Annotated in this window: 24 protein-coding genes; 13 read left to right on the top strand and 11 right to left on the bottom strand. The window is 62.2% G+C overall.

The annotated features are described in order from the left end of the window. Positions 1-159: 159 nt before the first annotated feature. From NPS29_RS23835 to NPS29_RS23805, 7 genes are all read left to right on the top strand, one after another. Positions 160-1,131 carry a phosphate ABC transporter substrate-binding protein PstS family protein gene (locus NPS29_RS23835; protein WP_274135573.1) on the top strand — a complete coding sequence of 324 codons (972 nt, stop codon included), beginning with the start codon at positions 160-162 and terminating at the stop codon, positions 1,129-1,131. A gap of 469 nt (positions 1,132-1,600) precedes the next feature. Further along, entirely contained in the window at positions 1,601-3,613 is a 2,013-nt protein-coding gene (locus NPS29_RS23830) for an ABC transporter permease subunit (protein WP_425312553.1), read from the top strand. Between the two features lie 15 nt (positions 3,614-3,628). After that, the gene (pstA, locus tag NPS29_RS23825) at positions 3,629-5,299 is read left to right on the top strand and encodes a phosphate ABC transporter permease PstA (RefSeq protein WP_274135571.1); all 1,671 of its coding nucleotides are present in this window, start codon (positions 3,629-3,631) and stop codon (positions 5,297-5,299) included. Positions 5,300-5,411: 112 nt separating this feature from the next. Continuing rightward, positions 5,412-6,245 (top strand): phosphate ABC transporter ATP-binding protein PstB, encoded by an 834-nt coding sequence (pstB, locus tag NPS29_RS23820; RefSeq protein WP_274135570.1) that lies wholly within the window; start codon positions 5,412-5,414, stop codon positions 6,243-6,245. Between the two features lie 54 nt (positions 6,246-6,299). Beyond that, positions 6,300-7,058 carry a phosphate signaling complex protein PhoU gene (phoU, locus tag NPS29_RS23815; RefSeq protein ID WP_274135569.1) on the top strand — a complete coding sequence of 253 codons (759 nt, stop codon included), beginning with the start codon at positions 6,300-6,302 and terminating at the stop codon, positions 7,056-7,058. Between the two features lie 182 nt (positions 7,059-7,240). Continuing rightward, a complete protein-coding gene (locus tag NPS29_RS23810) occupies positions 7,241-8,137 on the top strand; it encodes a response regulator (protein ID WP_274135568.1) in 897 nt (298 codons plus the stop codon). A 330-nt stretch (positions 8,138-8,467) separates the two neighbouring features. Beyond that, positions 8,468-9,376, top strand: a complete 909-nt coding sequence (locus NPS29_RS23805) for a peptidoglycan DD-metalloendopeptidase family protein (protein ID WP_274135566.1) — start codon at positions 8,468-8,470, stop codon at positions 9,374-9,376. Positions 9,377-9,541: 165 nt separating this feature from the next. Here the strand turns inward: NPS29_RS23805 and NPS29_RS23800 are convergent, their stop codons facing one another. The 3 genes from NPS29_RS23800 to phoB all read right to left on the bottom strand — a co-directional run bounded on the left by NPS29_RS23800 (position 9,542) and on the right by phoB (position 13,021). Further along, a complete protein-coding gene (locus NPS29_RS23800) occupies positions 9,542-10,882 on the bottom strand; it encodes a hemolysin family protein (RefSeq protein WP_274135564.1) in 1,341 nt (446 codons plus the stop codon). 99 nt (positions 10,883-10,981) lie between these two features. After that, complete coding sequence (gene phoR / locus NPS29_RS23795; RefSeq protein ID WP_274135562.1) at positions 10,982-12,283, bottom strand: phosphate regulon sensor histidine kinase PhoR; 1,302 nt, start codon at positions 12,281-12,283, stop codon at positions 10,982-10,984. 48 nt (positions 12,284-12,331) lie between these two features. Next, positions 12,332-13,021, bottom strand: coding sequence for a phosphate regulon transcriptional regulator PhoB (gene phoB / locus NPS29_RS23790; RefSeq protein WP_062379821.1), 690 nt, complete (start codon positions 13,019-13,021; stop codon positions 12,332-12,334). A 171-nt stretch (positions 13,022-13,192) separates the two neighbouring features. Between phoB and NPS29_RS23785 the strand changes: the two genes are divergently transcribed. Beyond that, entirely contained in the window at positions 13,193-13,570 is a 378-nt protein-coding gene (locus NPS29_RS23785; RefSeq protein ID WP_425312552.1) for a COG4315 family predicted lipoprotein, read from the top strand. Positions 13,571-13,617: 47 nt separating this feature from the next. Here the strand turns inward: NPS29_RS23785 and ubiA are convergent, their stop codons facing one another. Further along, a complete protein-coding gene (ubiA, locus tag NPS29_RS23780) occupies positions 13,618-14,508 on the bottom strand; it encodes a 4-hydroxybenzoate octaprenyltransferase (RefSeq protein WP_274135559.1) in 891 nt (296 codons plus the stop codon). Beyond that, positions 14,508-15,083: a chorismate--pyruvate lyase family protein gene (locus NPS29_RS23775; RefSeq protein ID WP_274135557.1), complete on the bottom strand. Its 576-nt coding sequence runs from the start codon at positions 15,081-15,083 to the stop codon at positions 14,508-14,510. Before NPS29_RS23775 ends, ubiA begins: the two co-directional genes overlap by 1 nt. A 204-nt stretch (positions 15,084-15,287) precedes the next feature. Between NPS29_RS23775 and NPS29_RS23770 the strand changes: the two genes are divergently transcribed. The 4 genes from NPS29_RS23770 to NPS29_RS23755 all read left to right on the top strand — a co-directional run bounded on the left by NPS29_RS23770 (position 15,288) and on the right by NPS29_RS23755 (position 17,679). Beyond that, positions 15,288-15,455, top strand: coding sequence for a rubredoxin (locus NPS29_RS23770; RefSeq protein ID WP_108236219.1), 168 nt, complete (start codon positions 15,288-15,290; stop codon positions 15,453-15,455). A 34-nt stretch (positions 15,456-15,489) separates the two neighbouring features. Then, positions 15,490-16,638, top strand: coding sequence for an NAD(P)/FAD-dependent oxidoreductase (locus tag NPS29_RS23765; protein ID WP_274135554.1), 1,149 nt, complete (start codon positions 15,490-15,492; stop codon positions 16,636-16,638). A 190-nt stretch (positions 16,639-16,828) separates the two neighbouring features. Continuing rightward, on the top strand, positions 16,829-17,104 hold the full coding sequence (locus NPS29_RS23760; protein WP_037017594.1) for an HU family DNA-binding protein: 276 nt from the start codon (positions 16,829-16,831) through the stop codon (positions 17,102-17,104). A gap of 203 nt (positions 17,105-17,307) precedes the next feature. After that, positions 17,308-17,679: an SCP2 sterol-binding domain-containing protein gene (locus NPS29_RS23755; protein ID WP_274135552.1), complete on the top strand. Its 372-nt coding sequence runs from the start codon at positions 17,308-17,310 to the stop codon at positions 17,677-17,679. Positions 17,680-17,889: 210 nt separating this feature from the next. Here NPS29_RS23755 and NPS29_RS23750 read toward each other — a convergent pair whose 3' ends face one another. The 6 genes from NPS29_RS23750 to exbB all read right to left on the bottom strand — a co-directional run bounded on the left by NPS29_RS23750 (position 17,890) and on the right by exbB (position 24,615). Beyond that, on the bottom strand, positions 17,890-19,284 hold the full coding sequence (locus tag NPS29_RS23750; protein ID WP_274135551.1) for an aminoacyl-tRNA deacylase and HDOD domain-containing protein: 1,395 nt from the start codon (positions 19,282-19,284) through the stop codon (positions 17,890-17,892). Between the two features lie 85 nt (positions 19,285-19,369). Beyond that, the gene (gene recG, locus NPS29_RS23745) at positions 19,370-21,445 is read right to left on the bottom strand and encodes an ATP-dependent DNA helicase RecG (RefSeq protein WP_274135550.1); all 2,076 of its coding nucleotides are present in this window, start codon (positions 21,443-21,445) and stop codon (positions 19,370-19,372) included. An 8-nt stretch (positions 21,446-21,453) separates the two neighbouring features. Then, positions 21,454-22,383, bottom strand: a complete 930-nt coding sequence (locus NPS29_RS23740; RefSeq protein ID WP_274135549.1) for a hydrogen peroxide-inducible genes activator — start codon at positions 22,381-22,383, stop codon at positions 21,454-21,456. Positions 22,384-22,474: 91 nt separating this feature from the next. Continuing rightward, positions 22,475-23,218, bottom strand: a complete 744-nt coding sequence (locus tag NPS29_RS23735) for an energy transducer TonB (RefSeq protein WP_274135548.1) — start codon at positions 23,216-23,218, stop codon at positions 22,475-22,477. Continuing rightward, a complete protein-coding gene (gene exbD / locus NPS29_RS23730) occupies positions 23,215-23,640 on the bottom strand; it encodes a TonB system transport protein ExbD (protein ID WP_274135547.1) in 426 nt (141 codons plus the stop codon). The genes NPS29_RS23735 and exbD overlap by 4 nt, the downstream gene beginning before the upstream one ends. Positions 23,641-23,643: 3 nt before the next feature. Next, positions 23,644-24,615, bottom strand: a complete 972-nt coding sequence (gene exbB / locus NPS29_RS23725) for a tonB-system energizer ExbB (protein WP_274135546.1) — start codon at positions 24,613-24,615, stop codon at positions 23,644-23,646. Between the two features lie 212 nt (positions 24,616-24,827). On the opposite strand from exbB, the gene NPS29_RS23720 reads away from it, so the two are divergent. Beyond that, a partial coding sequence (locus NPS29_RS23720; RefSeq protein WP_274135545.1) for an SDR family oxidoreductase occupies positions 24,828-25,675 on the top strand: 848 nt, incomplete at its 3' end.

Below are 25,675 nucleotides of genomic sequence, written 5' to 3'. Positions count from 1 at the left end.
CTGACTGAGCAATATCCTGTAGCAAATTCATGGCTCCATTAAAGGCCGTTCCTTCAAAAGAGGCGCGGCCTTTCATTTCATTGTCACAATTCGGACATAGAGTAGTCACATGGCCATCATTGATCCCGGCCGACTCTCTTTTCTCGCCAGGAGCCAGGCATGACATTCAAGCGTTTGATGACCGCATTCACCCTGGTAGCCGTCAGCGTGCCCGCTGTCCAGGCCGTTGCTGCGGTCGATCCGGCGATCAAGCCCTACGTTAAAACCACCGGTGTATCGGGCAACCTGTCCAGCGTCGGCTCCGACACCCTGGCCAACCTGATGACCTTGTGGGCCGAGGCCTACAAGAAAGAGTACCCCACGGTAAACATCCAGATTCAGGCCGCCGGCTCCTCCACCGCGCCACCGGCGCTGACCGAAGGCACCGCGACCCTGGGCCCGATGAGCCGCAAAATGAAGGACGGCGAGTTGTCGGCTTTTGAGCAGAAATACGGCTACAAGCCCACCGCGATTCCCGTGGCGGTGGATGCGCTGGCCGTGTTCGTGCACAAGGACAACCCGATCAAGGGCCTGACGATGCAGCAGGTCGATGCGATTTTCTCCGCCACGCGGCTGTGCGGCGCCAAGGCCGAAGCCAAAACCTGGGGCGACGTGGGCGTAGCGGGGGATCTGGCGGGCAAGACCATCCAGCTGTTCGGCCGCAATTCGGTGTCGGGCACCTACGGTTATTTCAAGGAAGAGGCCCTGTGCAAGGGCGACTTCAAGGCCAACGTCAACGAGCAGCCGGGCTCGGCCTCGGTGGTGAGCTCCATCAGCAGCTCGCTGAACGGCATCGGTTATTCCGGCATTGGTTATAAAACGTCCAGCGTGCGCACGGTGCCGCTGGCGAAGAAAGAAGGCGGCGAATTCGTCGAAGACAACGAAGCGAACGCTCTGAACGGCACCTATCCGTTGGCGCGCTTCCTTTATGTGTACGTCAACAAGGCACCGAACAAGCCGCTCAACCCGCTTGAGGCCGAGTTCGTAAAACTGATTTTGTCCAAACAAGGTCAGGAAGTTGTCATCAAAGACGGGTACATTCCACTTCCAGCCAAGGTTGCCAGCAAGGCATTGGCTGATCTGGGGCTTTAACAAGGGGACGGCACGCAGAGCTGTCATAGAACCCAGTTGCGGGATGGCAGGTTCGTCCCGCCAATTGAACGAAAAGGCCTTATGGAACGAGGCTCGCAAAAATGAGCAGTCCGTTGCCACGATTATCGAGGCGGCGGGCTTTTTTGCGTCACCACGCTGTCATGTATTTGTCATGTGCAGTGACTAGGGTGTGCGCATGAATGATTTGGCCAATTCATCGATGACCGACAAGTCTCCACCCGAGCGCATTGATTTCAATACGCCGCAGCTACAACGCAAGCGTCGTATTCGTGCGCTAAAGGACCGGCTCACACGCTGGTACGTGCTGGTGGGCGGCCTTGCCGTGCTGGCCGCAATCACTCTGATTTTCTTCTACCTGGCCTACGTCGTGGTGCCGCTGTTCCAGGGCGCGAAACTGACCACCCGGCCTGCCCTGGCCCCAGCCTGGCTGCAGGATGCCGGCAATCCCATGGTCTTCGCCATCGAGGAGCAGAACGAGGTCGGCATGCGTGTGTCCGACAACGGCCAGGCGATATTCTTCCTCATCAAGGACGGCTCCGAGCTTTCTCGCGTGAGCCTGCCGGTGCCTGCGGGCGCCCATGTGACCTCGGTCGCCAAGGATCAACCCGGCAAGCCGGTGATCGCCGTCGGCCTGTCCAACGGCCAGGTACTGGTGTTCAAGCACGCCTATCCGATCAGCTACCCGGACAACAAGAAAACCATCACCCCTGCCATCACCTATCCGTACGGCGAGACCCCGCTGGTGCTGGATCAGGAAGGCCGGGCGGTGGAGCACGTCAGCCTCAATGCCGGCGACTCCACATTGATCGTGGCCGGTTCCACCGGGACTCAGCTGCATGTGGTCTCGGTTAGCCAGACTGAAAACCTGATGACCGGCGAGACCACCAACGATCAAAGCCGCATCGAGCTGCCGCAGTTGTCCGCCACCGTGAAGGCGATCTACGTCGATCCGCGCCAGCAGTGGCTGTACGTCATCAACGGCCGCGCCCAGGCGGACGTGTTCGACCTGCGCGATCGCAGCCTCAACGGTCGCTACAAGCTTCTGGAGGACGCCAACGCCGAGATCACCGCCAGCATCCAGTTGGTGGGCGGTATCTCGCTGATGATCGGCAACTCCAAGGGCGGCATTGCCCAGTGGTTCATGGCGCGGGACGTCGATGGCGAGATGCGCCTGCAACACATCCGCGATTTCAGCATGAACGGCGCGCCGATCTCGCAGATTGTGCCGGAGCAACGCCGCAAGGGTTTCATCGCCATGGACAGCGCCGGCAAGCTTGGCGTGTTCCACAGCACCGCACACCGCACGCTGCTGATCGATCAGGTGGCCGATGGCCCGGCGCTGATGGCCATGTCGCCTCGGGCCAACCTGGTGCTGGTCGAGCAGCACGGCAAGCTGCAGCCGCTGAGCCTGAGCAATCCGCACCCGGAAGTCTCGTGGAGCGCGCTGTGGGACAAGGTCTGGTATGAAAACTACGACAAGCCCCAGTACATCTGGCAGTCCACGGCGGCCAACACCGACTTCGAGCCCAAGCTGAGCCTGGCGCCACTGACCTACGGCACGCTCAAGGCCGCGATCTACGCGATGTTGCTGGCAGCACCGCTGGCGGTGGCTGCGGCGATCTACACCGCCTACTTCATGGCCCCGGGCATGCGCCGCAAGGTCAAGCCGGTGATCGAATTGATGGAAGCCATGCCCACGGTGATCCTCGGTTTCTTCGCCGGGCTGTTTCTGGCGCCGTACCTGGAAGGCCATCTGCCGGGGATCTTCAGCCTGCTGCTTTTCACGCCCGTTGGCATCCTGCTGGCCGGGTTTGCCTGGTCGCGCCTGCCCCAGTCGCTGCGCCTGCGGGTGCCCGAAGGCTGGGAAAGCGCGATCCTGATCCCGGTGATCCTGCTGGTGGGCTGGGTGTCGCTGGGCATGAGTTCGCACCTGGAGAACTGGTTCTTCGACGGCGACATGCGCTCCTGGATCACCAATGACCTGGGCATTACCTACGATCAGCGCAACGCGCTGGTGGTCGGCCTGGCCATGGGCTTTGCGGTGATCCCCAACATCTACTCCATCGCCGAAGACGCCGTGTTCAGCGTGCCGCGCAGCCTGACCCTGGGTTCGCTGGCGCTGGGGGCGACGCCTTGGCAGACCCTGACTCGCGTGGTGATCCTGACCGCCAGCCCCGGCATCTTCTCGGCGCTGATGATCGGCATGGGCCGCGCGGTGGGCGAAACCATGATCGTGCTGATGGCCACCGGCAACACGCCGATCATGGACATGAACCTGTTCGAAGGCATGCGCACCCTGGCGGCCAACGTCGCGGTGGAGATGCCCGAGTCCGAAGTGGGCGGCAGCCATTACCGCGTGCTGTTCCTGGCGGCGCTAGTGTTGCTGATGTTCACCTTCGTCATGAACACCTTGGCAGAGCTGATTCGTCAGCGCCTGCGCAAGAAGTATTCGTCTCTCTAGGGCAGGTAGAAACTGATGAAAAAGACCTCCCTGAAGAACTGGTTCAAAAGCGGTGCCCCCGGCGTGTGGATGAGCGCGGGCGCCGTTTCCATTGCCGTCGTCATGACCATTGGCCTGCTGGCGGTGATTGCCGTGCGCGGGCTGGGGCATTTCTGGCCGGCGGATGTCATCTCCGCACAATACGACGTGCCCGGCCAAGAGCGGCATGTGCTGGTGGGCGAGCTGGTGCAGTCCGAGCAGGTGCCTCGCGCGCGGCTCAAGAGCGCCGGGCTGCCGGTGCCCGACCAGGGCCCGGAATTCATGACCCGCGACCTGTTCAAGGTCGGCAACCGTGACATCAACCGCAGTGATTTCAGCTGGATCGTCGGCGACTGGCTGACCGACCAGCGCAAGCCTGCCGATCTGATGACGATTGAGCGCCGCGAGTGGGGCAACTTCTACGGCTATCTGGTCAACGTCAAGGAAGGCGACAGCGTGGTGGCTGAAGGTGAGGCCGCGTGGCCGCAGCTTCATGAGCGCATCAAGCGCGTGCAGAAGATCGCCGATGAGCTGAACCGTCTTGAGAAAACCGAAATCGGCGCGGTCAACCACGGGATCGAGCGTCTGCGCCTGCAGGCCCGCAAGCTTGAGCTCAACGGCACGCTCGACGCCCAGGCTCAGGCCGACATGGCCACAGAACGCGCCGAGTACGATGCCCGCTACAAGGCAATCGAATCGCGGCTGCTCGCCCTGCACACCGACTTCAACCGCGACAGCCTCACCGCGCGCGATGCCAACGGCAAAGAGGTGGTCATCAGCCTGGGCAAGGTGGTGCATGCCTACCAGCCCAACGCCATGGGCGTTGCGACCAAGCTGGGCTTCTACTTCACCAAGCTCTGGGAGTTCCTGAGCGACGATCCGCGGGAAGCCAACACCGAAGGCGGGATCTTCCCGGCGATTTTCGGCACCGTGATGATGACCCTGATCATGGCCGTGATCGTGACGCCGTTCGGCGTGCTGGCGGCGGTCTATCTGCGCGAATACGCCCGTCAGGGCCCGATGACCCGGCTGATCCGTATTGCGGTGAACAACCTGGCGGGTGTACCGGCCATTGTCTACGGGGTGTTTGGCCTTGGCTTCTTCGTCTACGTGCTGGGTGGCTCCCTCGACCGGCTGTTCTTCCCCGAGGCGCTGCCTGCGCCCACCTTCGGTACGCCGGGCTTGCTGTGGGCGTCACTCACTCTGGCGCTGCTGGCGGTACCTGTGGTGATCGTCGCGACAGAAGAGGGCCTGGCGCGCATTCCGCTGACCCTGCGCGAAGGCTCGCTGGCGCTGGGCGCGACGAAGGCCGAAACCCTGTGGAAGATCGTCCTGCCCATGGCCAGCCCCGCGATGATGACCGGCCTGATCCTGGCCGTGGCCCGCGCCGCTGGCGAAGTCGCGCCGCTGATGCTGGTGGGCGTGGTCAAGCTCGCGCCGTCGCTGCCGGTGGACGGCAACTACCCTTATCTGCACCTTGACCAGAAGATCATGCACCTGGGCTTTCACATCTATGACGTGGGCTTCCAGAGCCCCAACGTCGAAGCGGCGCGGCCGCTGGTGTACGCCACGGCGCTGTTGCTGGTGCTGGTGATTGCCCTGCTGAACCTGTCGGCAGTGACCATCCGCAACCGCCTGCGCGAGAAATACCGGGCGCTCGATGGATAAAACCAGCGTCAAGCGGCAAGCAATAAGCGGCAAGCAAAGCCGTAGTCGCGTTTGCCCGAACTTGCAGCTTACGGCTTGAAACTTGCCGCCAAGAACGAACAGAGAACCGAAGATGCAGAAAGATCCCCACACCCACGGCATCAACATGTCGGCCCTGGGTCGCAAGCGCCAGGGGCTGGACCTCGCCCGTGAAGACATCGCCCTGGAAGTGCCGGGCCTGAACCTGTTCTACGGTGAAAAACAGGCGCTGTTCGATATCGCGCTGAACATTCCCAAGCAGCGGGTGACCTCGTTCATTGGCCCGTCGGGCTGTGGCAAATCGACCCTGCTGCGCAGCTTCAACCGCATGAACGATCTGGTGGACGGCTGCCGGGTGCAGGGCGAGATCAAGCTCTACGGGCGTGACATCAACACCCGCACCGAAGACGTCGCCGAACTGCGTCGCCAGGTGGGCATGGTGTTCCAGAAGCCCAACCCGTTCCCCAAGACCATTTACGAGAACGTGGTCTACGGCCTGCGGATTCAGGGCATCAACAAGAAGCGTGCGCTCGACGAAGCGGTCGAGTGGGCACTGCGTGGCGCGGCACTGTGGGATGAGGTCAAGGACCGCCTGCACGAGTCGGCGCTCGGGCTTTCCGGTGGTCAGCAGCAACGTCTGGTGATCGCCCGCACTATCGCCGTCGAACCCGAAGTACTGCTGCTCGATGAGCCGTGCTCCGCGCTCGACCCGATTTCGACGTTAAAAGTCGAAGAGTTGATCTACGAACTGAAATCCAAATACACCATTGTGATCGTTACCCACAACATGCAGCAGGCGGCGCGTGTATCGGATTACACCGCATTTCTGTACATGGGCAAGGTGGTCGAGTACGGCGACACCGATACGGTGTTCACCAACCCGGCCAAAAAACAGACTGAAGACTACATAACCGGTCGTTACGGCTAGCACGTGTTTCGTCAGCCCTGAACCACCGCGCAATCAATCGGACGGACACTCAGCATGATCAAAGACAGCCATACACATCACATCTCCCAGCAGTTCAACGCTGAACTGGAAGAAGTTCGCAGCCACCTGCTGGAAATGGGTGGTCTGGTCGAGAAGCAGGTCAACGACGCGGTTACCGCACTGATCGACGCCGACTCGGGCCTGGCCCAGCGCGTTCGTGAAGTCGACGACCGCATCAACCAGATGGAACGCAACATCGACGAAGAATGCCTGCGCATTCTGGCGCGTCGTCAGCCTGCGGCCTCGGACCTGCGTCTGATCATCAGCATCTCCAAGTCGGTGATCGACCTGGAGCGCATCGGCGACGAATCCACCAAGATCGCCCGCCGCGCCATCCAGCTCTGCGAAGAAGGCGAGTCGCCACGCGGCTACGTGGAAGTGCGCCACATCGGCGATCAGGTACGCAGCATGGTGCGTGATGCCCTGGACTCTTTCGCTCGCTTCGACGCTGACCTGGCACTGTCGGTCGCCCAGTACGACAAGACCATCGACCGTGAGTACAAGACCGCCCTGCGTGAACTTGTGACCTACATGATGGAAGATCCACGCTCGATCTCCCGCGTTCTGAACGTGATCTGGGCGCTGCGTTCGCTGGAGCGTATCGGCGACCACGCTCGCAACATCTCGGAGCTGGTGATCTACCTGGTGCGCGGCACCGACGTGCGTCACCTGGGCCTCAAGCGCATGCAGGAAGAAGTCAAAGGGCTGTCTGCCGAAATGCCTAATGTTCCGGACTCGCCTGACGATAAGTAAGATTGCCTGAGAAAAAACGCCTGGCGAATGCCAGGCTTTTTTTTGGGCCAACCGGCTGTTTTGGGGCCGCTTATTTCAGTCACCCGCGAATAAATATCCCGGTGCCGTCAAACAATTTGGCAGTTGGCCACTAGCCAGCGATATGCTCGCCATTTGCGGTGAACACGCCATCAGGAGCGTCAATGAGTAAAGTCAGTGTGTTGGTGGTGGATGATGCGCCGTTCATCCGCGATCTGGTGAAGAAAGGTTTGCGTAACGCGTTTCCCGGCATCACCCTGGAAGACGCGGTCAACGGCCGTAAAGCTCAGGTGCTCCTGACCCGCGAGGCGTTCGATCTGGTGCTGTGCGACTGGGAGATGCCCGAGATGTCGGGTCTGGAACTGTTGACCTGGTGCCGCCAGCAGGAAAGCCTCAAGGGCATGCCGTTCATCATGGTGACCAGCCGTGGCGACAAGGAAAACGTGATCCAGGCCATTCAGGCCGGGGTCTCGGACTTCATCGGCAAACCGTTCACCAACGAGCAACTGCTGACCAAGGTCAAGAAGGCGCTGCACAAGGTCGGCAAGCTGGAGGCCCTGATGAGCAGCGGCCCGGCTCGCGTTAATGCGGCGTTCGCCAATGACTCGCTGGGCGCTCTGACTGGCAACCGTCCGGAAGTGGTCAACGCGACCCCTGCGGCCGCCGCACCTGCGCAGCCGTTGGTCAAACCCATGGCCAAGCCGGCGGCACCTGCCGAGCCGAGTGGCCGTGGCCAGGGCCAGTTGCGCCTGTCCAGCGGCATCCAGCAGTGCATCATCAAGGCGCTGACCCTCAAGGAAGCCTCGCTGGTTGTCCGTCGCAGCGAAGCCTTGCCGCAGATCCTCGACAGCGCCGTACTCGACCTTGAGCAGGGAGAGAACGCAGAAGTGGCGCGGTTGAACGGTTATCTGCACGCCATCGCCGCGTTCGAGCAAAAGCCCGACAGTGACTGGCTGCAATTGACTTTCCGCTTCGTCGACCAGGACACCCAGAAGCTCGACTACCTGTCGCGCCTGATCGCCCGGGGTACGGCGCAGAAGCACTTTATTCCTGGCGCCTGACCGTTTGCCCCGGCGGCGTTCTCGTGGACGCCCCCGCCGGCAAGCCGTGCTGCTACGGGGCATTGGTAAGATACAAACGTATGGGTGATGAGTTCCCGTAGCAGCCGGGCTTGCCCGCGGGAGCGATCTTGAGGGCGCCCACGCCGGCAAGCCGGACTGCTACGGGGTGGTTTGCGCAAGTCTGCATAGAAATTGCACATTCCCTCGCGCTCGCCCCTGACGCGAATTCCTTGACGCTTCGTCTGTCACCGATTGATACGGATGAGTCCTTTTCCGTCGGTTTCGCTGTTAGGCTGGGCGCCAATCGTCCCCTTAGCCAGGCCTATCCTGATGTTAGAGCGCTTGCTGGTGGTGTGTGTGTTGTTGCTGGCTGCGCAATCGGCCGCAGCTGTCACTATCTACCGATTCACCGATGCCAACGGAGTGGTCTCGTTTACCGATCAACCCGTCCCCGGCGCGCAAGTGATGAAACTGCGCGAGCGCATGGTCGAGCGCATCGACAGCCAGGTGCGGCTGAACGTCAAGAAAGCCAGGGGCGTGGACAGCCTCTACGTGCGCAACGACCTGTATGCGCCGGTCGAAGTGGAACTCAGGCTCTCGGGCGTGAAGAACGTGGTCGGGGTTGCCGATCAGGTCATCCGCCGCACCATTCCCGCCCGCAGCAACGAACGTCTCATCGCGCTGAGCCCACAGATCCCCAGCAGGGCCATGGCCTACAAGTCCAGCCTGCGCTCCATCGTCGGCGATCCGCAGCGCAGCGCGTCTTTCGCAGGCCTTGGCTACCGTTATCCGCTGCCGTGGGTGGGCGGGCCGTTCCGCATCAGCCAGGGGCCCAACGGGCAGTACAGCCACACCGGCGCCAAGAGCCGCTACGCCATCGACATCGCGATGCCTGAAGGCACCCAGATCATCGCGGCGCGCAGTGGCACGGTGATCAAGACCGAGAACGGGCAGTCAGGGCGGGGCGCCAATCCGTCGGGCAACTTCGTGCGCATCCTGCATGACGACGGCACCATGGGTGTGTATCTGCATCTCAAGCAGGGTTCGGTGAGCGTCAGGGAAGGCGAGCGTGTGGCCGTGGGGACGCCGCTGGGGCGTTCTGGCAACACCGGCAACAGCACCGGGCCGCATCTGCACTTCGTGGTGCAGCGCAACGTGGGGCTGGCGCTGGAGTCGATCCCGTATGAGTTCGCCCAGCCGGTGCAGCGCCTGCCCAATTTCGCGATTGGCGGGAATTGATTGCACCTGTGGGAGCGCGCTTGCCCGCGACGGAGGTGCTGATCATTCCCACGCTCTGCGTGGTAACGCCGCCCCGGACGCTCCGCGTCCGATGGCTGGCCGACGCAGAGCGTCGTGGGATGCATTCCCACGCGGAGCGTGGGAACGATCACGGCGTCTGGTGGATCAATCCAGCTTCAAAACCTTCGCCAGCACGATCTTCGGGCCTTTCATCTTTTTGATGATGATGCGCAGCCCTTCGACTTCCATCACTTCCTCTTCCTCAGGCACGCGCTTGAGGCTGTCGTAGATCAGGCCTGCCAGGGTTTCGGCTTCGACGTGGTCCAGATCGATGCCCAACAGGCGTTCGACCTTGAACAGCGGCGTGTCGCCCCGTACCAGCAGTTTGCCGGGCTGGTAGGCGAGGATGCCGCGCTCGGCCTTGCGGTGTTCGTCCTGGATGTCGCCGACCAGCACTTCCAGCACGTCTTCCATGGTCAGGTAGCCGATGACCTTGCCGTCGGCTTCCTCGACCAGCGCGAAGTGCGCGCCACCCTGGCGGAACTGCTCCAGCAGGCGCGACAGCGGCATGTGCTTGGACACGCGCTCAACCGGGCGAATCAGTTCGGCGAGGTTGAAGGATTCAGGAATGTGATCCAGCGCCGCCAGCTCCAGCAACAGGTCCTTGATGTGCAGAATGCCTTCGAACTCGCCGCTTTTTGCGTCGTACACCGGGTAACGGCTGAATTTGTGGCGGCGGAACAGCGCAAGAATTTCTTTCAGCGGCGCGTTGGAATCCAGGGTAACGAGGTCTTCCCGGGAGTTGGCCCAGTCCACCACTTCGAGCTCGCCCATTTCCACGGCCGAGGCCAGCACGCGCATGCCCTGGTCGCTCGGGTCCTGGCCACGGCTCGAGTGCAGAATCAGTTTCAGTTCTTCGCGGCTGTAATGGTGCTCGTGATGCGGGCCAGGCTCGCCCTGGCCGGCAATGCGCAGGATGCCGTTGGCGCTGGCGTTGAGCAGGTAGATCGCCGGGTACATGACCCAGTAGAACAGGTACAGCGGCACCGCCGTCCACAGCGACAGCAGCTCGGGTTTGCGGATGGCCCAGGACTTGGGCGCCAGCTCGCCGACCACGATGTGCAGGTAGGAGATCACGAAGAAGGCGGAGAAGAACGACACGCCCTTGATGACTTCCGGCGAGCCGATGCCGACAGCTTCCAGAAGCGGTGCCAGCAGGTGGGCGAAGGCCGGTTCACCGACCCAGCCAAGGCCCAGCGAGGCCAGGGTGATACCCAGCTGACAGGCCGACAGGTAAGCGTCGAGCTGGCTGTGAACCGTGCGCAGGATGCGGCCGCGCCAGCCGTTCTTGTCGGCGATGGACTCCACGCGTGTGGCGCGCAGTTTGACCATGGCGAACTCTGCCGCAACGAAGAAACCGTTGAGCAGGACCAGGATCATTGCGAAGAGAATCATGCCGAAGTCGGCGAAAATTGAAGCCAGGCTAATACCAGGGGAAGGGTCCATGATGGAGTTTTGCAGGTTCCGTATAAGTGCAGGGATGAAATAAACCCTCACAAATGGAGGGCATAAGCGGGCCAATTTAGCGGCTATCTGCCGCCTTTACTAGGCCTTGGTCATCTGTACCGGGGCAAAGTTGCAGATAAACACACTGCCTTTGCCCTGCACGCTGTTGATCTCAAGCGAGCCACGGTGGCGCAACAGCACGTGCTTGACGATCGCAAGGCCCAGCCCCGTGCCACCGGTGTTGGAGGCGCGGCTGGAGTCCACCCGATAGAAACGCTCGGTCAGGCGGGGAATGTGTTTGGGGTCAATGCCTATCCCGGAGTCCTGCACGCTCAGGTGCGCGCCCCGGCCGTCTACCCACCAGCGGATGCGGATCTGGCCTTCTGCCTGGGTGTATTTCACCGCGTTGAAGATCAGGTTGGAGAACGCGCTGCGCAGTTCCGCTTCACTGCCCTTGAGGTTCGTGTCGCTATCGATATCCAGCGTGATCTTCTGATTCTTGCTGCCCGACAGCGCCTGCGCGTCGGCGGCGATGCTCTGTAGCAGGGCCGGTACCGCGATGGGCTGGTTGTCGGAGGGGTAGTCGGTGGCTTCAAGCTTGGCCAGCAGCAACAAGTCATTGAGTAGCGTCTGCATGCGCCCGCCTTGCTGCTGCATCTGTTGCAGCGCGCGGGCCCAGCGCGGGTTGATCTCGTCCACGTTGTCCAGCAGCGTCTCCAAGTACCCGCAGATCACGGTCAACGGCGTGCGCAGTTCGTGGGACACGTTGGCGACGAAATCCTTGCGCATCTGCTCAAGCTGATACAGGCGGGTCACATCGCGCACCAGCATCAGGTGCTCATTGTTGCCGTAGCGGGTAATCAGCATCTGGATGCGCAGGCGGTCGTTGACCGGGGAGGGGATCTCAAGCGGCTCGGCGTAACTGCCTTGTTCGAAGTATTCCTTGAAGCGCGGATGGCGCACCAGGTTGGTCACCGGCTGGCCGCTGTCCTGGGGCGTCTTGAGGCCCAGCAGGGTTTCAGCGGCGCGGTTCCACCACTCCAGGTTGCCCTCGCTGTCGAGCATGATGACTGCGTCTTTGAGCGCTGCGGTGGATTCCTGAACACGGTCGATGACTGCCTGCAGGCGGCCTCGCACGCGCTGGTCGCGGCGTTGCAGGTGATAGATGCTGTCGAAGACTTCGCCCCACAGGCCGTATCCATCCGGTGGCGGCTCGTCAGGCTTGTGATGGCGCAGCCAGTGATGCAGGCGCATCAGCTGTTTGAGGGTCCAGGCCAGGTAAAAGCCCAGGCCGATTGTCAGGCACCAGCCGTAATGGCCGCTGACCAGGCCCGCCAGCAGCGAGACTGTAATCAACAGCAGCAGATGGCGGATCAGGGTGCCATGCCAGTTGTGGTTCAATTAACGCGTCCTTGTCTTCAGCGAACGGATTCGCTCCCAAAAGCTGTCTCAGCTTTTGGTGGAAAAACGGTAGCCAGTACCGCGGACGGTTTGTACCAGATTTTCGTAGGCATCACCGAGTGCTTTACGCAGGCGACGAATGTGTACATCAACGGTGCGCTCTTCGACGTAGACGTTGCCGCCCCAGACCTGGTCCAGCAACTGCCCGCGGGTGTAGGCGCGTTCCTGGTGAGTCATGAAGAACTGCAGCAGGCGGTATTCGGTCGGGCCCATCTCGGCAGGTTTGCCGTCGATGGTCACGCGGTGGCTGATCGGGTCCAGCAGCAGGCCGCCGACTTCGATTGGCGATTCGCCATCGTTGGGGCCAGCGCGGCGCAGCACGGCCTTGAGGCGTGCGACCAGCTCGCGAGGAGAGAATGGTTTGGTGATGTAGTCATCGGCGCCGACTTCAAGACCCTGGATCTTGTTGTCTTCCTCACCCTTGGCCGTGAGCATGATGATCGGGATGTCACCGGTCAGCTCGTCGCGCTTCAGGCGGCGGGCCAGCTCGATGCCCGACGTGCCGGGCAGCATCCAGTCGAGCAGGATCAGGTCGGGTTTGCGGTCGACGATGACGGCGTGGGCCTGTTGAGAGTTCTCCGCCTCCATGCAGTCATAGCCAGCCATTTCCAGCGCAACGGCGATCATTTCGCGAATGGGCGCTTCGTCGTCGACGATCAGAATGCTCCTGCCAACCATGCCTCGAACCTCATGTCATTTAACTGTCTTGGGGCGCATTAGATAACGGAATTATTGCAGTCGTGTGACAGGTTAGTTGGCCACGGGCGTTATGTCCGGTCCAGAGCTACGCTTGTGGTCTTGTCCCACAAAGATTGTCCCACCCTGGATCAACAAGAAGAGGATGTACCTATGGCTAGAATTTCCACTGCTGTTATGGGTCTCTTGGGCGCTGCCGCGCTGGTATCGTCCAGCCTGGCCTTCGCTCATCATCAGGCGATGGAAAAGGACGGCGTACTGACCGACCACCATGGCATGACGCTCTACACCTTCGACAAGGACACCTCGGCCGGCAAGTCGGTCTGCAATGACCAGTGCGCAACCAACTGGCCGCCGCTCAAGGCCGGTGCCGAAGACAAGGCCGAAGGCGACTGGACCATCATCAAGCGCGACGACGGTGCCTCGCAGTGGGTCTATAAAGGCAAGCCGCTGTACACCTATAAGGAAGACAAGGCCGGTGACAAGACCGGCGACGGCAAGGGCGGCGTCTGGCACGTTGCCAAACCTTGAACTAGGGGCTGACGTTGCGCTGGCCTGCGGTCAGCGCAACCACCGCTTTACCTCAACCAATAGTCCAGCACGATCCCCACGAAAATCGCCAGTCCCGCCCAATGGTTATGCAGGAATGCCTTGAAGCAGGCCTGTGGATCCTTGCTGCGTGTGGACCAGAACTCCCAGGCGAAGCAACCGGCCGCCACCAGAAGGCCGAGGAAGAAATACAGCCCAAGCTCGAAGCGCGAACCGGCCAACATCAGGCAGAACAGCGCCAGGCATTGCAGGGTCAGGATGATCACGCGGTCGGCATCGCCGAACAGCACAGCGGTGGACTTCACACCGATCTTCAGGTCGTCCTCGCGGTCGGTCATCGCGTAGTAGGTGTCGTAGCCCACCGTCCACAGCAGGTTGGCGATGTACAGCAGCCAGGCGGCGGCGGGCAGGTTGCCGGTCTCGGCGGTGAACGCCATCGGCATGCCCCAGGAGAACGCAGCGCCCAGCACCACCTGCGGGTAATAGGTGTAGCGCTTCATGAAGGGGTAAGTCGCGGCCAGCGCCAGGCCGCCGAATGACAGCCAGACTGTCGTGGCGTTGGTCAGCAGTACCAGCGCGAAGCTCAGCCCCACCAGCACCGCGAACAGCGTCAGCGCTTCCCTGGAAGTGACCTTGCCGCTCACCAGCGGGCGCTGCTCGGTGCGTTTGACGTGGCCATCGACCTTGCGGTCGGCAAAATCGTTGATGACGCAGCCAGCGGCACGCATCAGGAACACGCCGATCACGAAAATCAGCACATTGCCCAGCGACGGCGAACCCTTGCCCGCGATCCACAAGGCCCACAGCGTCGGCCACAGCAGCAGGTAGATGCCGATGGGTTTATCGACGCGGGTCAGTTGAATGAAGTCCCAGGTGCGTGGGTGCAGGCGGTTCAGGGACTTGAGCAGCGACAGGTACATCAGTGACGCTCCTTGTTGAAGTCGGCGGCTTGATCGATGGCGTGCCAGACGGTGGGCAGAAACACCTCGGCCACCAGAATGCTCAAGCCACCACGGGTAAAGCACGACCGGCGCCCCCACAGGCCGTGCGCGGTATCGGCGTTCGGCAGCCATTCTTGCGGGTACTGGCAGATCTGCAACGGGCCGCGGGTGAAGGCGCGGTCGCTGAACAGCAGCTCGCCCAGTGAGCGGGTGCCCAGCTCATCCATGTGCAGGCCGTCGTGTTCCAGCGCCTGGCGGCCGGCCACACTGCGGGCGAACACCCACTTCTGGCCGTGGCCTTGCAGGTATACCTCGCGCACCCAACCCTCGCTGCCTTCGGGCAACTGCAAGGCGCTGCACTCATCGGCGCGCAAGGTCTGCCAGCCTTCGAACTGCGGCGCGACGCTGAAGCCATCGTGGGACAGGCGGGTCAGGCGGCGGGTCAGGGAGTCTTCGTGGAACAGCCACTCGAGGACGACAGGTTCGGGCGCTTGCGTCAGTTCATCGCGCAGCAGCCATCGGGGCGTCGGACTTGCAGGATTTTGCTGGATCACAGTGAGCAAACATTGGCAGTAATCGAGGCGGCGAGCTTAGCATGATTGCAGGGCCTCACTTGAAGCCGGGACGCGGCTTTGGCGTCAATGAAACTTGCGTCATCGCCCCCCGATCAGTAAAACGCCCTGACCCGGTTGAAAACCTGCGCGAGCACAGCGCGGCGGCCGGGCACGTTTAGCCTTGGAAAACGAGAGAACCGAACCATGAAAAAGTGGCAATGCATTGTCTGTGGCCTGATCTACAACGAAGCCGATGGCTGGCCTGATGACGGCATCGCGCCGGGCACCCGCTGGGAAGACGTACCCGAAGACTGGCTCTGCCCGGACTGCGGCGTAGGCAAGATGGACTTCGAAATGATCGAAATCGCCTGATCCGCCATTCCCCAAACGACTCAAGGAGAAATGAATGAACGCACCTGTGGTGATTGTCGGTACTGGCCTTGCGGGCTACAACCTGGCCCGGGAATTTCGCAAGCTCGATGGCCAAACGCCGCTGCTGCTGATCACCGCCGATGACGGGCGTTCCTACTCCAAACCCATGCTCTCCACCGGCTTTGGCAAGAACAAGGATGCCGACGGCCTGAGCATGGCCGAACCCGGCACCATGGCCGAGCAACTGAACGCCGAAGTGCGCACCCACACCCGGGTCAGCGGCATCGACCCTGGCCACAAGCGCCTGTGGATCGGCGAGGAAGCGGTGCACTATCGCGACCTGATCCTGGCCTGGGGCGCGCAAACGGTAAGCGTGCCGGTGGAGGGCGACGCCGGCGATGCGATCTTCCCGATCAACGATCTGGAAGACTACGCCCGCTTTCGCGCGGCGGCGGCAGGCAAGCGCCGGGTACTGATCCTGGGCGTGGGCCTGATCGGCTGCGAGTTCGCCAATGACCTGATCGTCGGCGGGCATGAGGTGGATCTGGTCGCGCCCTGTGAGCAGGTGATGCCGACGCTGTTGCATCCTGCAGCCGCAGCGGCGGTGCAGGCCGGGCTCGAAGGCTTGGGCGCGCGATTCCATCTGGGGCCGGTGCTGACGCGACTTTCGCGCCGTGAAGATGGCCTTGAGGCGCATCTCTCCGATGGCCAGGTGATCGAGTGCGATCTGGTGGTCTCGGCCATCGGCCTGCGCCCGCGCGTCGATCTGGCCGCCGCTGCCGGCCTTGAGACGGGCCGGGGCGTGGTGGTGGACCGTCACCTGAAAACCTCTCACGCCAATATCTACGCGCTTGGTGACTGCGCCGAGGTCGATGGCCTGAACCTGTTGTACGTGATGCCGCTGATGAGCTGCGCCCGGGCGCTGGCGCAAACCCTGGCGGGCACGCCGACCGCCGTCAAATACGGCCCGATGCCGATCACCGTGAAAACCCCGGTGTGCCCGCTGGTTGTCTCCCCCGTGCCCAAGGGCATGGAAGGCGTATGGACAGTCGAAGGGCAGGGCGCGGACATCAAGGCGCTGTGCCACGCCGCTGACGGAAGCCTCCTGGGATACGCCCTGACAGGCGCGGCGGTGATGGAGAAACTGGCCCTGAACAAGGCGCTGCCGCCGCTGCTGGCGTAAATAACTGTCGTTCTGTCGGATAAGGCACGTTTTTGTTGATACAAACGTCGCTCACGCACTGGCGTCGGAATCGGCGCCATGCCATCCTCATTGCGGTCTGCCGCTACGTAGAGCCGTTGCGGCACCTGCTCGCTGCCCCTGGAAGGGCTGCACGGGACATAAAAACAAAAAACCGTAAAAGAGGCTTCATATGCGTAAACCAGAACTCGCAGCCGCTATTGCTGAAAAAGCAGATCTCACCAAAGAACAAGCCAATCGTGTCCTCAACGCCGTCCTGGATGAAATCACCAACGCCTTGCACAAGAAGGACAGTGTGACGCTGGTTGGCTTTGGCACCTTCCTGCAACGCCATCGCGGCGCACGCACAGGTAAAAACCCACAGACCGGCGAGCCGGTGAAAATCAAGGCCAGCAACACCGTTGCGTTCAAGCCGGGCAAGTTCCTGAAAGACAGCGTCAATCCGTAATACCACGCTGGACGCCTTGCGGAGGGCGAACAGCGTACAGATGGGCATACCCGGACAGCGGGATGCCCATTTTTATTGCCCGCGATTCGTGTGGTGCCACAACCACTTTACGACCGGCAGGTTCTGCTTCTGCCCCTCGCCATCAAGCCCGATACACTGCCGCTAAAAGCTGCATTGGCTGCTCAACGGTAGAGGTCTTGGACATGAAGTTTCGTTTTCTTCTCTGGATGCTGGGCCAATTGATGGCCCGCGCCAGCCGCAACAACCCCGCGTTCCAGCAACAACTGGCGGGCAAGGATCTGACCTTTCAATTGCAGACCACCGACGGCAAGGTGGCCCGGCATTTTGTCGTGCGTGACCAGCGTGTCGTCAGCCGGGGTGGCGCGGTAGCATCGCCAGCGTTCGCCATTTCATTCCGGGACGCCGCCTACGGCTTCGCCACGATGCAGGCGAAGAACAAGCAGTTGGCGTTCATGCAGGGGATTCAGGACAAGAACATTCAGGTGACCGGCAATACCGGCCTGGTGATGTGGTTTCAGGGCCTTACGAAATACCTGAAACCGAAGAAGAAGTAGACCCCGTAGCAGTCCGGGGTCCAACGTTCACCCCAAACCCGTAGCAGTCCGGCTTGCCGGCGTCGGCGCCTTCAAGATCGCCATCGCGGGCAAGCGCGCTCCTACAAAGGGCCTGTGTTCACCTCAAACCCGTAGCAGCCGGGCTTGCCCGCGGGAGCGATCTCGAGGACGCGCCCGCCGGCAAGCCGTGCTGCTACGGGTCATGCGGTGTCAGTGAAACTGCGAAGCCAGTTCGCGCAGCAGCACTTCGGCTTCGAGCACTTTTTGCACCACTTCTTCGGCTTTCTCGCGCGGCAGCTCCAGGCGCTCGAACAGCTCGTCCGGGATGCCTTCCACCGGGCCCGAGCCAATGCCTTCCTTGCGCAGCAGACGCACCGCCAGGCACACCAGGTTGGCGTACTCGTGGTATTCGCCGGCGTACTGCGGGTCGTGCTGGAAGCGCAGGGCGGTCGCCAGTTCTTCGGGCATGTCCCAGTTGCGCATCAGCCAGGAACCGATCTGCTCGCGGCTGATACCCAGCAGGTGCTGCTCCACGAAGCTGTGGTGCAGGTGCGGGTTCACTTCGATCTGGCGGCAGATCAGCGAGAAGTGCGGCGGAAACACGTGAGCCAGCAGCAGATAGCCGAAGTTGTGCAGCAGACCGGCCAGATAAGTCAGGCCGCTTTCCGGGCGCTTGGCGCGCGGCATGGCGCGGGTCAGGCCTTCGATTACCGCGGCGGTGTAGATCGACTGCTGCCAGTAAGGCGTGGCGTGCTGCGGATGGTCCTTCGGCAGTTCGAGGGTCTTGCCCAGCGCCAGGCCCAGGGCCAGGTTGATGACCAGGTCAAAGCCCAGCACGCGAACGATGGCGTCCTCGACCGAACGGATCTTGCCGGCAGAACCGTAGTACGGCGATGCGGCCCAGCTGACCACTTGAGCGGCCAGCGCCGGATCGGTTTCCACGACGCCAGTGATGTCATCGATGGTGGCGTCCGGGTCTACTCGAAGTTTGATGATCTTCTGCGCGGTGTCGGCCAGCGGTGGAATTTCCACGGTCGCTTCCAGACGCTGCTGGATCCGGCGCGCTGTGAAGTTCTGCACCGCCTTGGTGATTTCCTCGCGGTCATCGTCAGGACGGGTCAGGTTCGGCTGCACGGAGGTGACGGGCTCGCCAAAACGCGCGGCGCTGGCTTTGCTCAGCAGGGTCTTGAAGTCGTCGCTGCCGATTTCCAGCAGCAGGCCTGGCTCGCCAGAATCGATCAGCACGGTCGATTCCTGCAGCACGCGCTCATCGTACAGGCAAGGCGAACTGGTCAGCGCCGGAAGCGCCGGCAGGGCATGCAGATTGTTCTTGCCCAGCATCTGGCTCAGATGATCCTGCGAGACCGCCGTCAGCTTGCGCCCGGTGAGTTCGGTCAGGCGGTTGAGATCCAGCAGCTGATTTTGCGGGAACAGGATCAGCAATGCGCCGACGGAATCGTGGACCAGAATGGCCTGGACCTTCTGCGCGCTGGGGAGGTTTTCGTCGTCCATGACTTCGCGGTAGCTGATGGCAGCTTTGCCAAGCAACTGCCGGATGACAGACGGGGCGTGTTGGGTTGCGTCGATTTGGGCAACTTCTGTCATGGCCTGTATCCAGATTCCTACAATTGCTGAAGTATAACCAGCTTAGTTGTCGTATAGGTGAGACAAGTTCTTATTGCTGACTGAATCACACTTGCCCGTATTGCTGCCCGTGCCGCAGCCATCTTTCGAGCAAGGGGCTGACGTGTTGCGGCCAGCGTTCCAGCAGCGCCTGGGCGGCGTCCCTGACCGAAGGCAGTAGGTCGGCGTCGCGCATCAGGTCCGCGACCTTGAACTGCAGCAGGCCCGTTTGTCGGGTGCCGAGCATCTCGCCCGGCCCACGCAATTCGAGGTCTTTCTCGGCGATCACGAAGCCGTCGTTAGTCTCGCGCATGATGCCCAGACGCTGCTTGCCGATCTGTGACAATGGCGGGTGGTACAACAACACACAATGACTGGCCGCGCTACCCCGGCCAACCCGCCCGCGCAACTGGTGCAACTGCGCCAGGCCCAGGCGTTCCGGGTTCTCGATAATCATCAGGCTGGCATTGGGCACGTCCACGCCGACTTCGATCACCGTCGTCGCCACCAGCAGTTGCAGGTTGCCCTGCTTGAACTCGGCCATGACCGCAGCTTTTTCGGCGGGCTTCATGCGGCCGTGGATCAGCCCGACCTTGAGCTCGCCCAGTGCGCTGGTCAGCTCTTCAAAAGTGGTCTCGGCGGCCTGGCAGGTCAGCTCTTCGGATTCTTCGATCAGCGTGCACACCCAGTAGGCCTGGCGGCCCTCGGCGCAGGCATTGCGCACGCGCTCGACCACCTCGATACGGCGGCTGTCGGCCACCAGCACGGTGTTGACCGGCGTGCGGCCCGGCGGCAGTTCGTCGAGGATCGAGGTGTCGAGATCGGCGTAGGCGCTCATCGCCAGGGTTCGCGGAATCGGCGTTGCGGTCATGATCAACTGATGCGGGCACATCAGGCCGCCCACGCCTTTCTTGCGCAACGCCAGGCGCTGCTGCACACCGAAGCGGTGCTGTTCGTCGATGATGACCAGGGCCAGGTTCTTGAACTGCACCTCGTCCTGGAACAGCGCATGGGTGCCGACGACCATCGGCGCGCCGTTGGCGATCTGTTCCAGCGATGCGGCGCGGGCCTTGCCCTTGAGCTTGCCCGCCAGCCACGCAGTCTCGATGCCCAGCGGTTCGAGCCAGCGGGTGAAGTTGATGTAGTGCTGCTCGGCCAGAATCTCGGTGGGCGCCATCAGCGCGACCTGATACCCGGCTTCCAGTGCCTGCAATGCTGCCAGCGCCGCGACCACGGTTTTGCCTGCGCCGACGTCGCCCTGAATCAGCCGCAGCATCGGTTCCTGCTGACTGAGGTCGTAGGCGATTTCCTTGCCCACACGTTGCTGCGCGCCGGTAGGCGGGAAGCCGAGGTTGGCGAGGAACTGTCTGGGCAGGCGCTTGGCAATCGGCAGCGCCGGGGCGCGTTGGGAGCGCAGGCTTTCACGCAGGCGTTGCTGGGAAAGCTGGTGCGTCAGCAGTTCTTCGAATGCCAGCCGGTGCTGTGCCCAGTGATGGCCCAGCGCGAGCTCTTCGACATCGGCGTCGGCCGGCGGGTGATGCAGGTAGTGGATGGCATCGGCCAGCGGCGCCAGTTGGTAGTCCCGGGCCAGTTCGTCCGGCAGCCAGTCCGGCAGGCTGCGCGGGCCGAGCATGCCCAGGCTCTGCTGGGTCAACTGGCGCAGGCGCTGCTGGGTCAGGCCTTCGGTGGTCGGGTAGATCGGGGTGAGGGTCTGCTCCACCGCGATGTGCTCTTCGCCGGTGATGGCGCGGTATTCGGGGTGATAGATTTCCAGCCCCGACGCGCCGGGCCGGGCTTCGCCGTAGCAACGTACGTGGGTCCCACGCTTGAGGCCGTCTTTCTGGGCATTGCTGAAGTGATAGAAGCGCAGGCTCAGCACGCCCGTGCCGTCACCCAGCCGCACCAGCAGGCTGCGGCGCTTGCCCATGACCACGTCGGCGCCACTGACCACGCCTTCGATTACCGCATCCTGCCCGGGCCGCAAGGCGCCGATGGGCACGACGCGGGTGCGGTCCTGATAACGCAGGGGCAGGTGAAACAGTACGTCCTGGATATTTTCCAGCCCGACTTTCGCCAGCTTTTCAGCCATGGCCTCGCCGACGCCCTTGAGCGCCGTGACCGAGACGTGAGACAGCTCCGTCATACCGCTACTTAGCTCGCCTGTGCCTGGGCTTTGGGGCGGGCAACGGAGCACAGGCGGATCGAGTCGGCCAGGATCTCGATGGCCTTTGGACGCGGGAAACTGGCACGCCAGGCGATGGCGACGGTGCGGAACGGAACCGGAGCGGACAGCGGACGAACCTCGATCACGCCGGGGGCGTAATGGTGGCTGTCAACGGCCGACATCGGCAGGATCGAAACGCCCAGGCCCGAAGCCACCATGTGGCGGATGGTTTCCAGCGAGCTGGACTCGACCGTGGTGTGCTTGGCGCTGTCGCCGCCCTTGACCAGGGTCGGGCAGGCTTCGAGCACCTGGTCGCGGAAGCAGTGGCCTTCGCCCAGCAGCAACAGGCTCTTGTCGTTGAGCGCTGCGGCGTCGATGGAGGTCTTCTGGGTCCAGGGGTGATCGGCCGGCATCAGCACGTAGAACGGCTCGTCGTACAGGGACATGGTCAGTACGTCGGCTTCGTTGAACGGCAGGGCGATGATGATCGCGTCGAGTTCACCGTTGCGCAGTTTGTCGCGCAGCACGTGGGTGAAGTTCTCTTCGATGTACAACGGCATCTGCGGGGCGACCCGGTGCAGTTGCGGAATCAGGTGGGGAAACAGGTAAGGGCCGACGGTGTAGATGGCGCCGACCTTCAGCGGGGCGGTCAGCTGGTTCTTGCCGGTCTGGGCCAGTTCACGGATGCCCTGGGCCTGTTCGAGCACCTTTTGCGCTTGAGCCACGATGCCCTCGCCAACCGGCGTCAGACGTACCGCACTCTTGCTGCGCTCGAAAATCAGCACACCGAGTTCATCTTCCAGCTTCTTCACGCCTACCGACAGGGTCGGCTGGCTGACGTGGCAGCGTTCGGCGGCATGGCCGAAATGCTGCTCTTGAGCGAGGGTAACGATATAGCGCAATTCTGTGAGGGTCATAGCGTGCGTCCATGAAGTTGCGGCCCCAGCATAGCGGGTGCAATCGATAGACGCACGTTATCAAACCCTCTGTTGTCGCAAAATCACCGTTTCAGCGTTTATCCAGGGAATAAACGAAGGGCGCGACCACTTCCAGCGTGCCGTTGTTGAGCAGTTCGGCCGGCGGCTTGGGCAACGGCTGGGCACGACGAATCATTTCCAGTGTGGCCCGATCCAGCGAGGCGCTGCCTGAACCCCCGGCAATTTCGTAGGACAGTACGCGGCCTTCGCCATCCACGACGAAGCGCAGACGGTTGATGCCCTGCATGCCACGACGACGCGCATCATCCGGATACTTCTTGTACTTGCTCAGGTGGCGCAACAGATCACCCTGCCAGCTTGGCAGTGCGGTGCTCGGTGGCGTTGGCGGAGCAGGTTCCGGTGCGGCCGATTTCTCGGGCTTTGCGGTCGAAGGGGGAGTGTCCACCGGCTTTTCATCGGCAGGCTTTTCTTCCTTCGGCGGCTCGACCTTTTTAACGGGCTTTGGCGGCTGTGGTTTCGGCTTGGGCTTGACCGGTTTTGGAATGGCGATTTCCGGCTTCGGCGCTTCGGCGATTGGCGGAATCGGCAGTTCCTCTTCCGGCGCAGGCGGCTGCGGCGGTTGCACCACTTTGGGTGGTGGAGGCGGAGCGGGCTCGGGTACAGGCGCCAGCTCAACCATCATCGCCGCCGGTGGCAGCTCGATGGCCTGCGGGGCGGACCAGTGCAGCGCGACGAAGATCGCCCCGGCATGGACCGCCAGCACCAACAACAGACTACCGCTATAGCGCGTCAGTTTTTGGCGCGTATTGATCATTTCTTACCAACCGTCTCAAGACCGACCAGGCCGACTTTCAGGTAACCGGCCCCGCGCAGCGCGTTCATGACTTCCATCAGGTCGCCGTAATCCACGCCCTTGTCGGCCTGGAAGAAGATGGTGGTGTCTTTCTTGCCCTTGGTCTTGGCGTCCAGCACCGGACCGATCTGCTCGCGAGCGACCTTCTCGTCGCCCAGGTACAGGCTCTGGTCGGCCTTGACGCTCAGGAAGATCGGCTTCTCGGGTCGGGGCGCCGGCTTGGCCGTGGAGGCGGGCAGGTCGACCTTGATGTCCACGGTGGCCAGAGGCGCCGCCACCATGAAGATGATCAACAGCACCAGCATGACGTCGATGAACGGCGTCACGTTGATTTCGTGGTTCTCGGCGAGGTCATCGCCACCTTCGTTAAGATGCAGGCCCATGGCTTACCCCATTTTTACCATGTGCGGTTGCTGGGCACGCTCGGCGGTCGGCTGGTGATCCAGGTCGCGGCTGACCAGCAGCAGTACTTGGGCCGAGGCATCGGATACCTGCGCCTTGTAGCCTGCGATGGAGCGGGCGAAGACGTTGTAGATGACCACGGCAGGAATCGCCGCGACCAGGCCCAGTGCGGTGGCCAGCAGTGCCTCGGCGATGCCGGGAGCTACGACTGCAAGGTTGGTGGTCTGGGTCTTGGCGATGCCGATGAAGCTGTTCATGATGCCCCACACGGTACCGAACAGGCCGACGAAGGGCGCGGTGGAGCCGATGGTGGCGAGCACGCCGGTGCCCATGCTCATGTTTCGGCCGCAAGCGGCTACCAGACGCTCCAGGCGGAAGCTGACGCGCTCCTTGATGCCTTCGCGCTCTCGGCTGTTGACCGACAGGTGCATCTCTTCGAGGGCATCGTGCACCAGCAGGTTGGCCAGGGTGCCTTGCTTCTTGGCACCGGCGCTGGCTTCGTCCAGAGTACGGGCGCGCTTGAGGGCGGCGATTTCGCCCTTGAGGCGACGCTTGGCGCCCAGCAGCTCGAAGCCTTTGGCGATCCAGATGGTCCAGGTGATGATCGAGGCGATGGCCAGGCCAATCATCACGGCTTTGACGACGATGTCGGCGTTCTTGTACATGCCCCATGGCGACAGGTCGTGGGACATGCCCAGGCTGTTGTCTTCGGCAGCGGCTTCAACCGACTCGACCGGTGCAGCGTCCTGAACGGCAGGGGCTGCGGTGGTGTCAACTGGCGTAGCGGCAGGGGCTGCAGGTTGAACCGCCGGTGCCGGGGACTGAGCCGGAGCGTTCGAGTCGGCCAGCGCCACAGGCGCCAGCATGAGGCTGAACAATACGGCGGCAATCGCGCGACCTGCACGTGGCAGGGCCGAAGACGTGATCGACGAAGCGGGGGATTGATTAAGTGTCATGCTGGCCCGACCTGATATGAAAAAGGTGTTTCGTTCTGAATGCGACGCGCTGGCACGAGGCGAGCGGTGAAGAACAAAGGGCCGATATTATTGCAAGTAATTCTTGTTAACAAAAGTAATAGAGTATCTTTTTTTAACACGAATGCGTCCCGATGGTCGCATTCCAGCCTTGTTTTACGGACTAGAACCTACTTTTGATGTGGAGATTGGCCATGACGGTGCCATCCGTTTTGATAGCTGGCTGCGGGGATATTGGCGGGCGCCTGGCCGCTGAGCTGTTGCCTCAGGGGTGGACGGTCTACGGATTGCGCAGGAGCGTCGCCAAGCTGCCCCGCGGCGTGCGCGGGGTCAGTGGCGACCTGTTCGACGCACGCATGCCCGAGCAATGGCCGGAAGGGCGTATCGATTACCTGGTCTACAGCGCGACGCCCAGTCAGCGCGATGAAGCAGGGTATCGCGCGGCGTATGTCCAGGGCTTGCGCCACGTGCTGGCCTGGACCGAACGCAGCGGGCAGCGGCCCAAGCGGATTCTGTTCGTCTCCAGCAGCAGCGTGTACGGGCAGCAGGACGGGGAGTGGATCGACGAGACGTCGCCTGCCGAAGGCACAGGCTTTTCCGGACAGGTGATGCGCGAGGCCGAGCAGGTGGCGCTGAACAGTGGCATCCCTGCAAGCATCGTCAGGCTCACCGGGATCTACGGTCCGGGGCGCAGTGACCTGATGAATCGTGTGCGTCAGGGCTACAGCGTGGCCGTTGAGCCACCTCTCTATGGCAACCGGATTCATGCCGACGATGCGGCGGGCTTGCTGGCGTTTCTGCTGCAGGCCGATGCGCGCGGCGTGGCGCTCGAGGATTGCTACCTGGGCGTCGATGACGCGCCTGTGGCGCTGGCTGAGGTGGTCGACTGGATGCGCGAGCGCCTGGGAGTGACGCAGTGGTCGGATGAAAACAGCGTTCGCCGCGCAGGCAGCAAGCGGTGCAGCAATGCACGGGCGAGAGCGCTGGGGTGGGCGCCGCGTTATGCCAGCTACAAGGAAGGGTATGAGGCGATGTTGGCTAA

This window comes from Pseudomonas putida (assembly GCF_028682175.1).
Taxonomy (GTDB): Bacteria; Pseudomonadota; Gammaproteobacteria; order Pseudomonadales; family Pseudomonadaceae; genus Aquipseudomonas; species Aquipseudomonas putida_AD.
Note: the sequence above shows the minus strand (reverse complement) of the source record. Positions and strands in the feature narration are given on the sequence as shown.

Excerpts from the sequence above, each read along its gene's own strand:
- NPS29_RS23835 (WP_274135573.1), top strand. The coding sequence starts at position 160 with ATGACATTCAAGCGTTTGATGACCGCATTCACCCTGGTAGCCGTCAGC.
- NPS29_RS23830 (WP_425312553.1), top strand. The coding sequence starts at position 1,601 with ATGGTCTTCGCCATCGAGGAGCAGAACGAGGTCGGCATGCGTGTGTCC.
- pstA (WP_274135571.1), top strand. The coding sequence starts at position 3,629 with ATGAAAAAGACCTCCCTGAAGAACTGGTTCAAAAGCGGTGCCCCCGGC.
- pstB (WP_274135570.1), top strand. The coding sequence starts at position 5,412 with ATGCAGAAAGATCCCCACACCCACGGCATCAACATGTCGGCCCTGGGT.
- phoU (WP_274135569.1), top strand. The coding sequence starts at position 6,300 with ATGATCAAAGACAGCCATACACATCACATCTCCCAGCAGTTCAACGCT.
- NPS29_RS23810 (WP_274135568.1), top strand. The coding sequence starts at position 7,241 with ATGAGTAAAGTCAGTGTGTTGGTGGTGGATGATGCGCCGTTCATCCGC.
- NPS29_RS23805 (WP_274135566.1), top strand. The coding sequence starts at position 8,468 with ATGTTAGAGCGCTTGCTGGTGGTGTGTGTGTTGTTGCTGGCTGCGCAA.
- NPS29_RS23800 (WP_274135564.1), bottom strand. The coding sequence starts at position 10,882 with ATGGACCCTTCCCCTGGTATTAGCCTGGCTTCAATTTTCGCCGACTTC.
- phoB (WP_062379821.1), bottom strand. The coding sequence starts at position 13,021 with ATGGTTGGCAGGAGCATTCTGATCGTCGACGACGAAGCGCCCATTCGC.
- NPS29_RS23785 (WP_425312552.1), top strand. The coding sequence starts at position 13,193 with ATGGCTAGAATTTCCACTGCTGTTATGGGTCTCTTGGGCGCTGCCGCG.
- ubiA (WP_274135559.1), bottom strand. The coding sequence starts at position 14,508 with ATGTACCTGTCGCTGCTCAAGTCCCTGAACCGCCTGCACCCACGCACC.
- NPS29_RS23770 (WP_108236219.1), top strand. The coding sequence starts at position 15,288 with ATGAAAAAGTGGCAATGCATTGTCTGTGGCCTGATCTACAACGAAGCC.
- NPS29_RS23765 (WP_274135554.1), top strand. The coding sequence starts at position 15,490 with ATGAACGCACCTGTGGTGATTGTCGGTACTGGCCTTGCGGGCTACAAC.
- NPS29_RS23760 (WP_037017594.1), top strand. The coding sequence starts at position 16,829 with ATGCGTAAACCAGAACTCGCAGCCGCTATTGCTGAAAAAGCAGATCTC.
- NPS29_RS23755 (WP_274135552.1), top strand. The coding sequence starts at position 17,308 with ATGAAGTTTCGTTTTCTTCTCTGGATGCTGGGCCAATTGATGGCCCGC.
- NPS29_RS23750 (WP_274135551.1), bottom strand. The coding sequence starts at position 19,284 with ATGACAGAAGTTGCCCAAATCGACGCAACCCAACACGCCCCGTCTGTC.
- recG (WP_274135550.1), bottom strand. The coding sequence starts at position 21,445 with ATGACGGAGCTGTCTCACGTCTCGGTCACGGCGCTCAAGGGCGTCGGC.
- NPS29_RS23740 (WP_274135549.1), bottom strand. The coding sequence starts at position 22,383 with ATGACCCTCACAGAATTGCGCTATATCGTTACCCTCGCTCAAGAGCAG.
- NPS29_RS23735 (WP_274135548.1), bottom strand. The coding sequence starts at position 23,218 with ATGATCAATACGCGCCAAAAACTGACGCGCTATAGCGGTAGTCTGTTG.
- exbD (WP_274135547.1), bottom strand. The coding sequence starts at position 23,640 with ATGGGCCTGCATCTTAACGAAGGTGGCGATGACCTCGCCGAGAACCAC.
- exbB (WP_274135546.1), bottom strand. The coding sequence starts at position 24,615 with ATGACACTTAATCAATCCCCCGCTTCGTCGATCACGTCTTCGGCCCTG.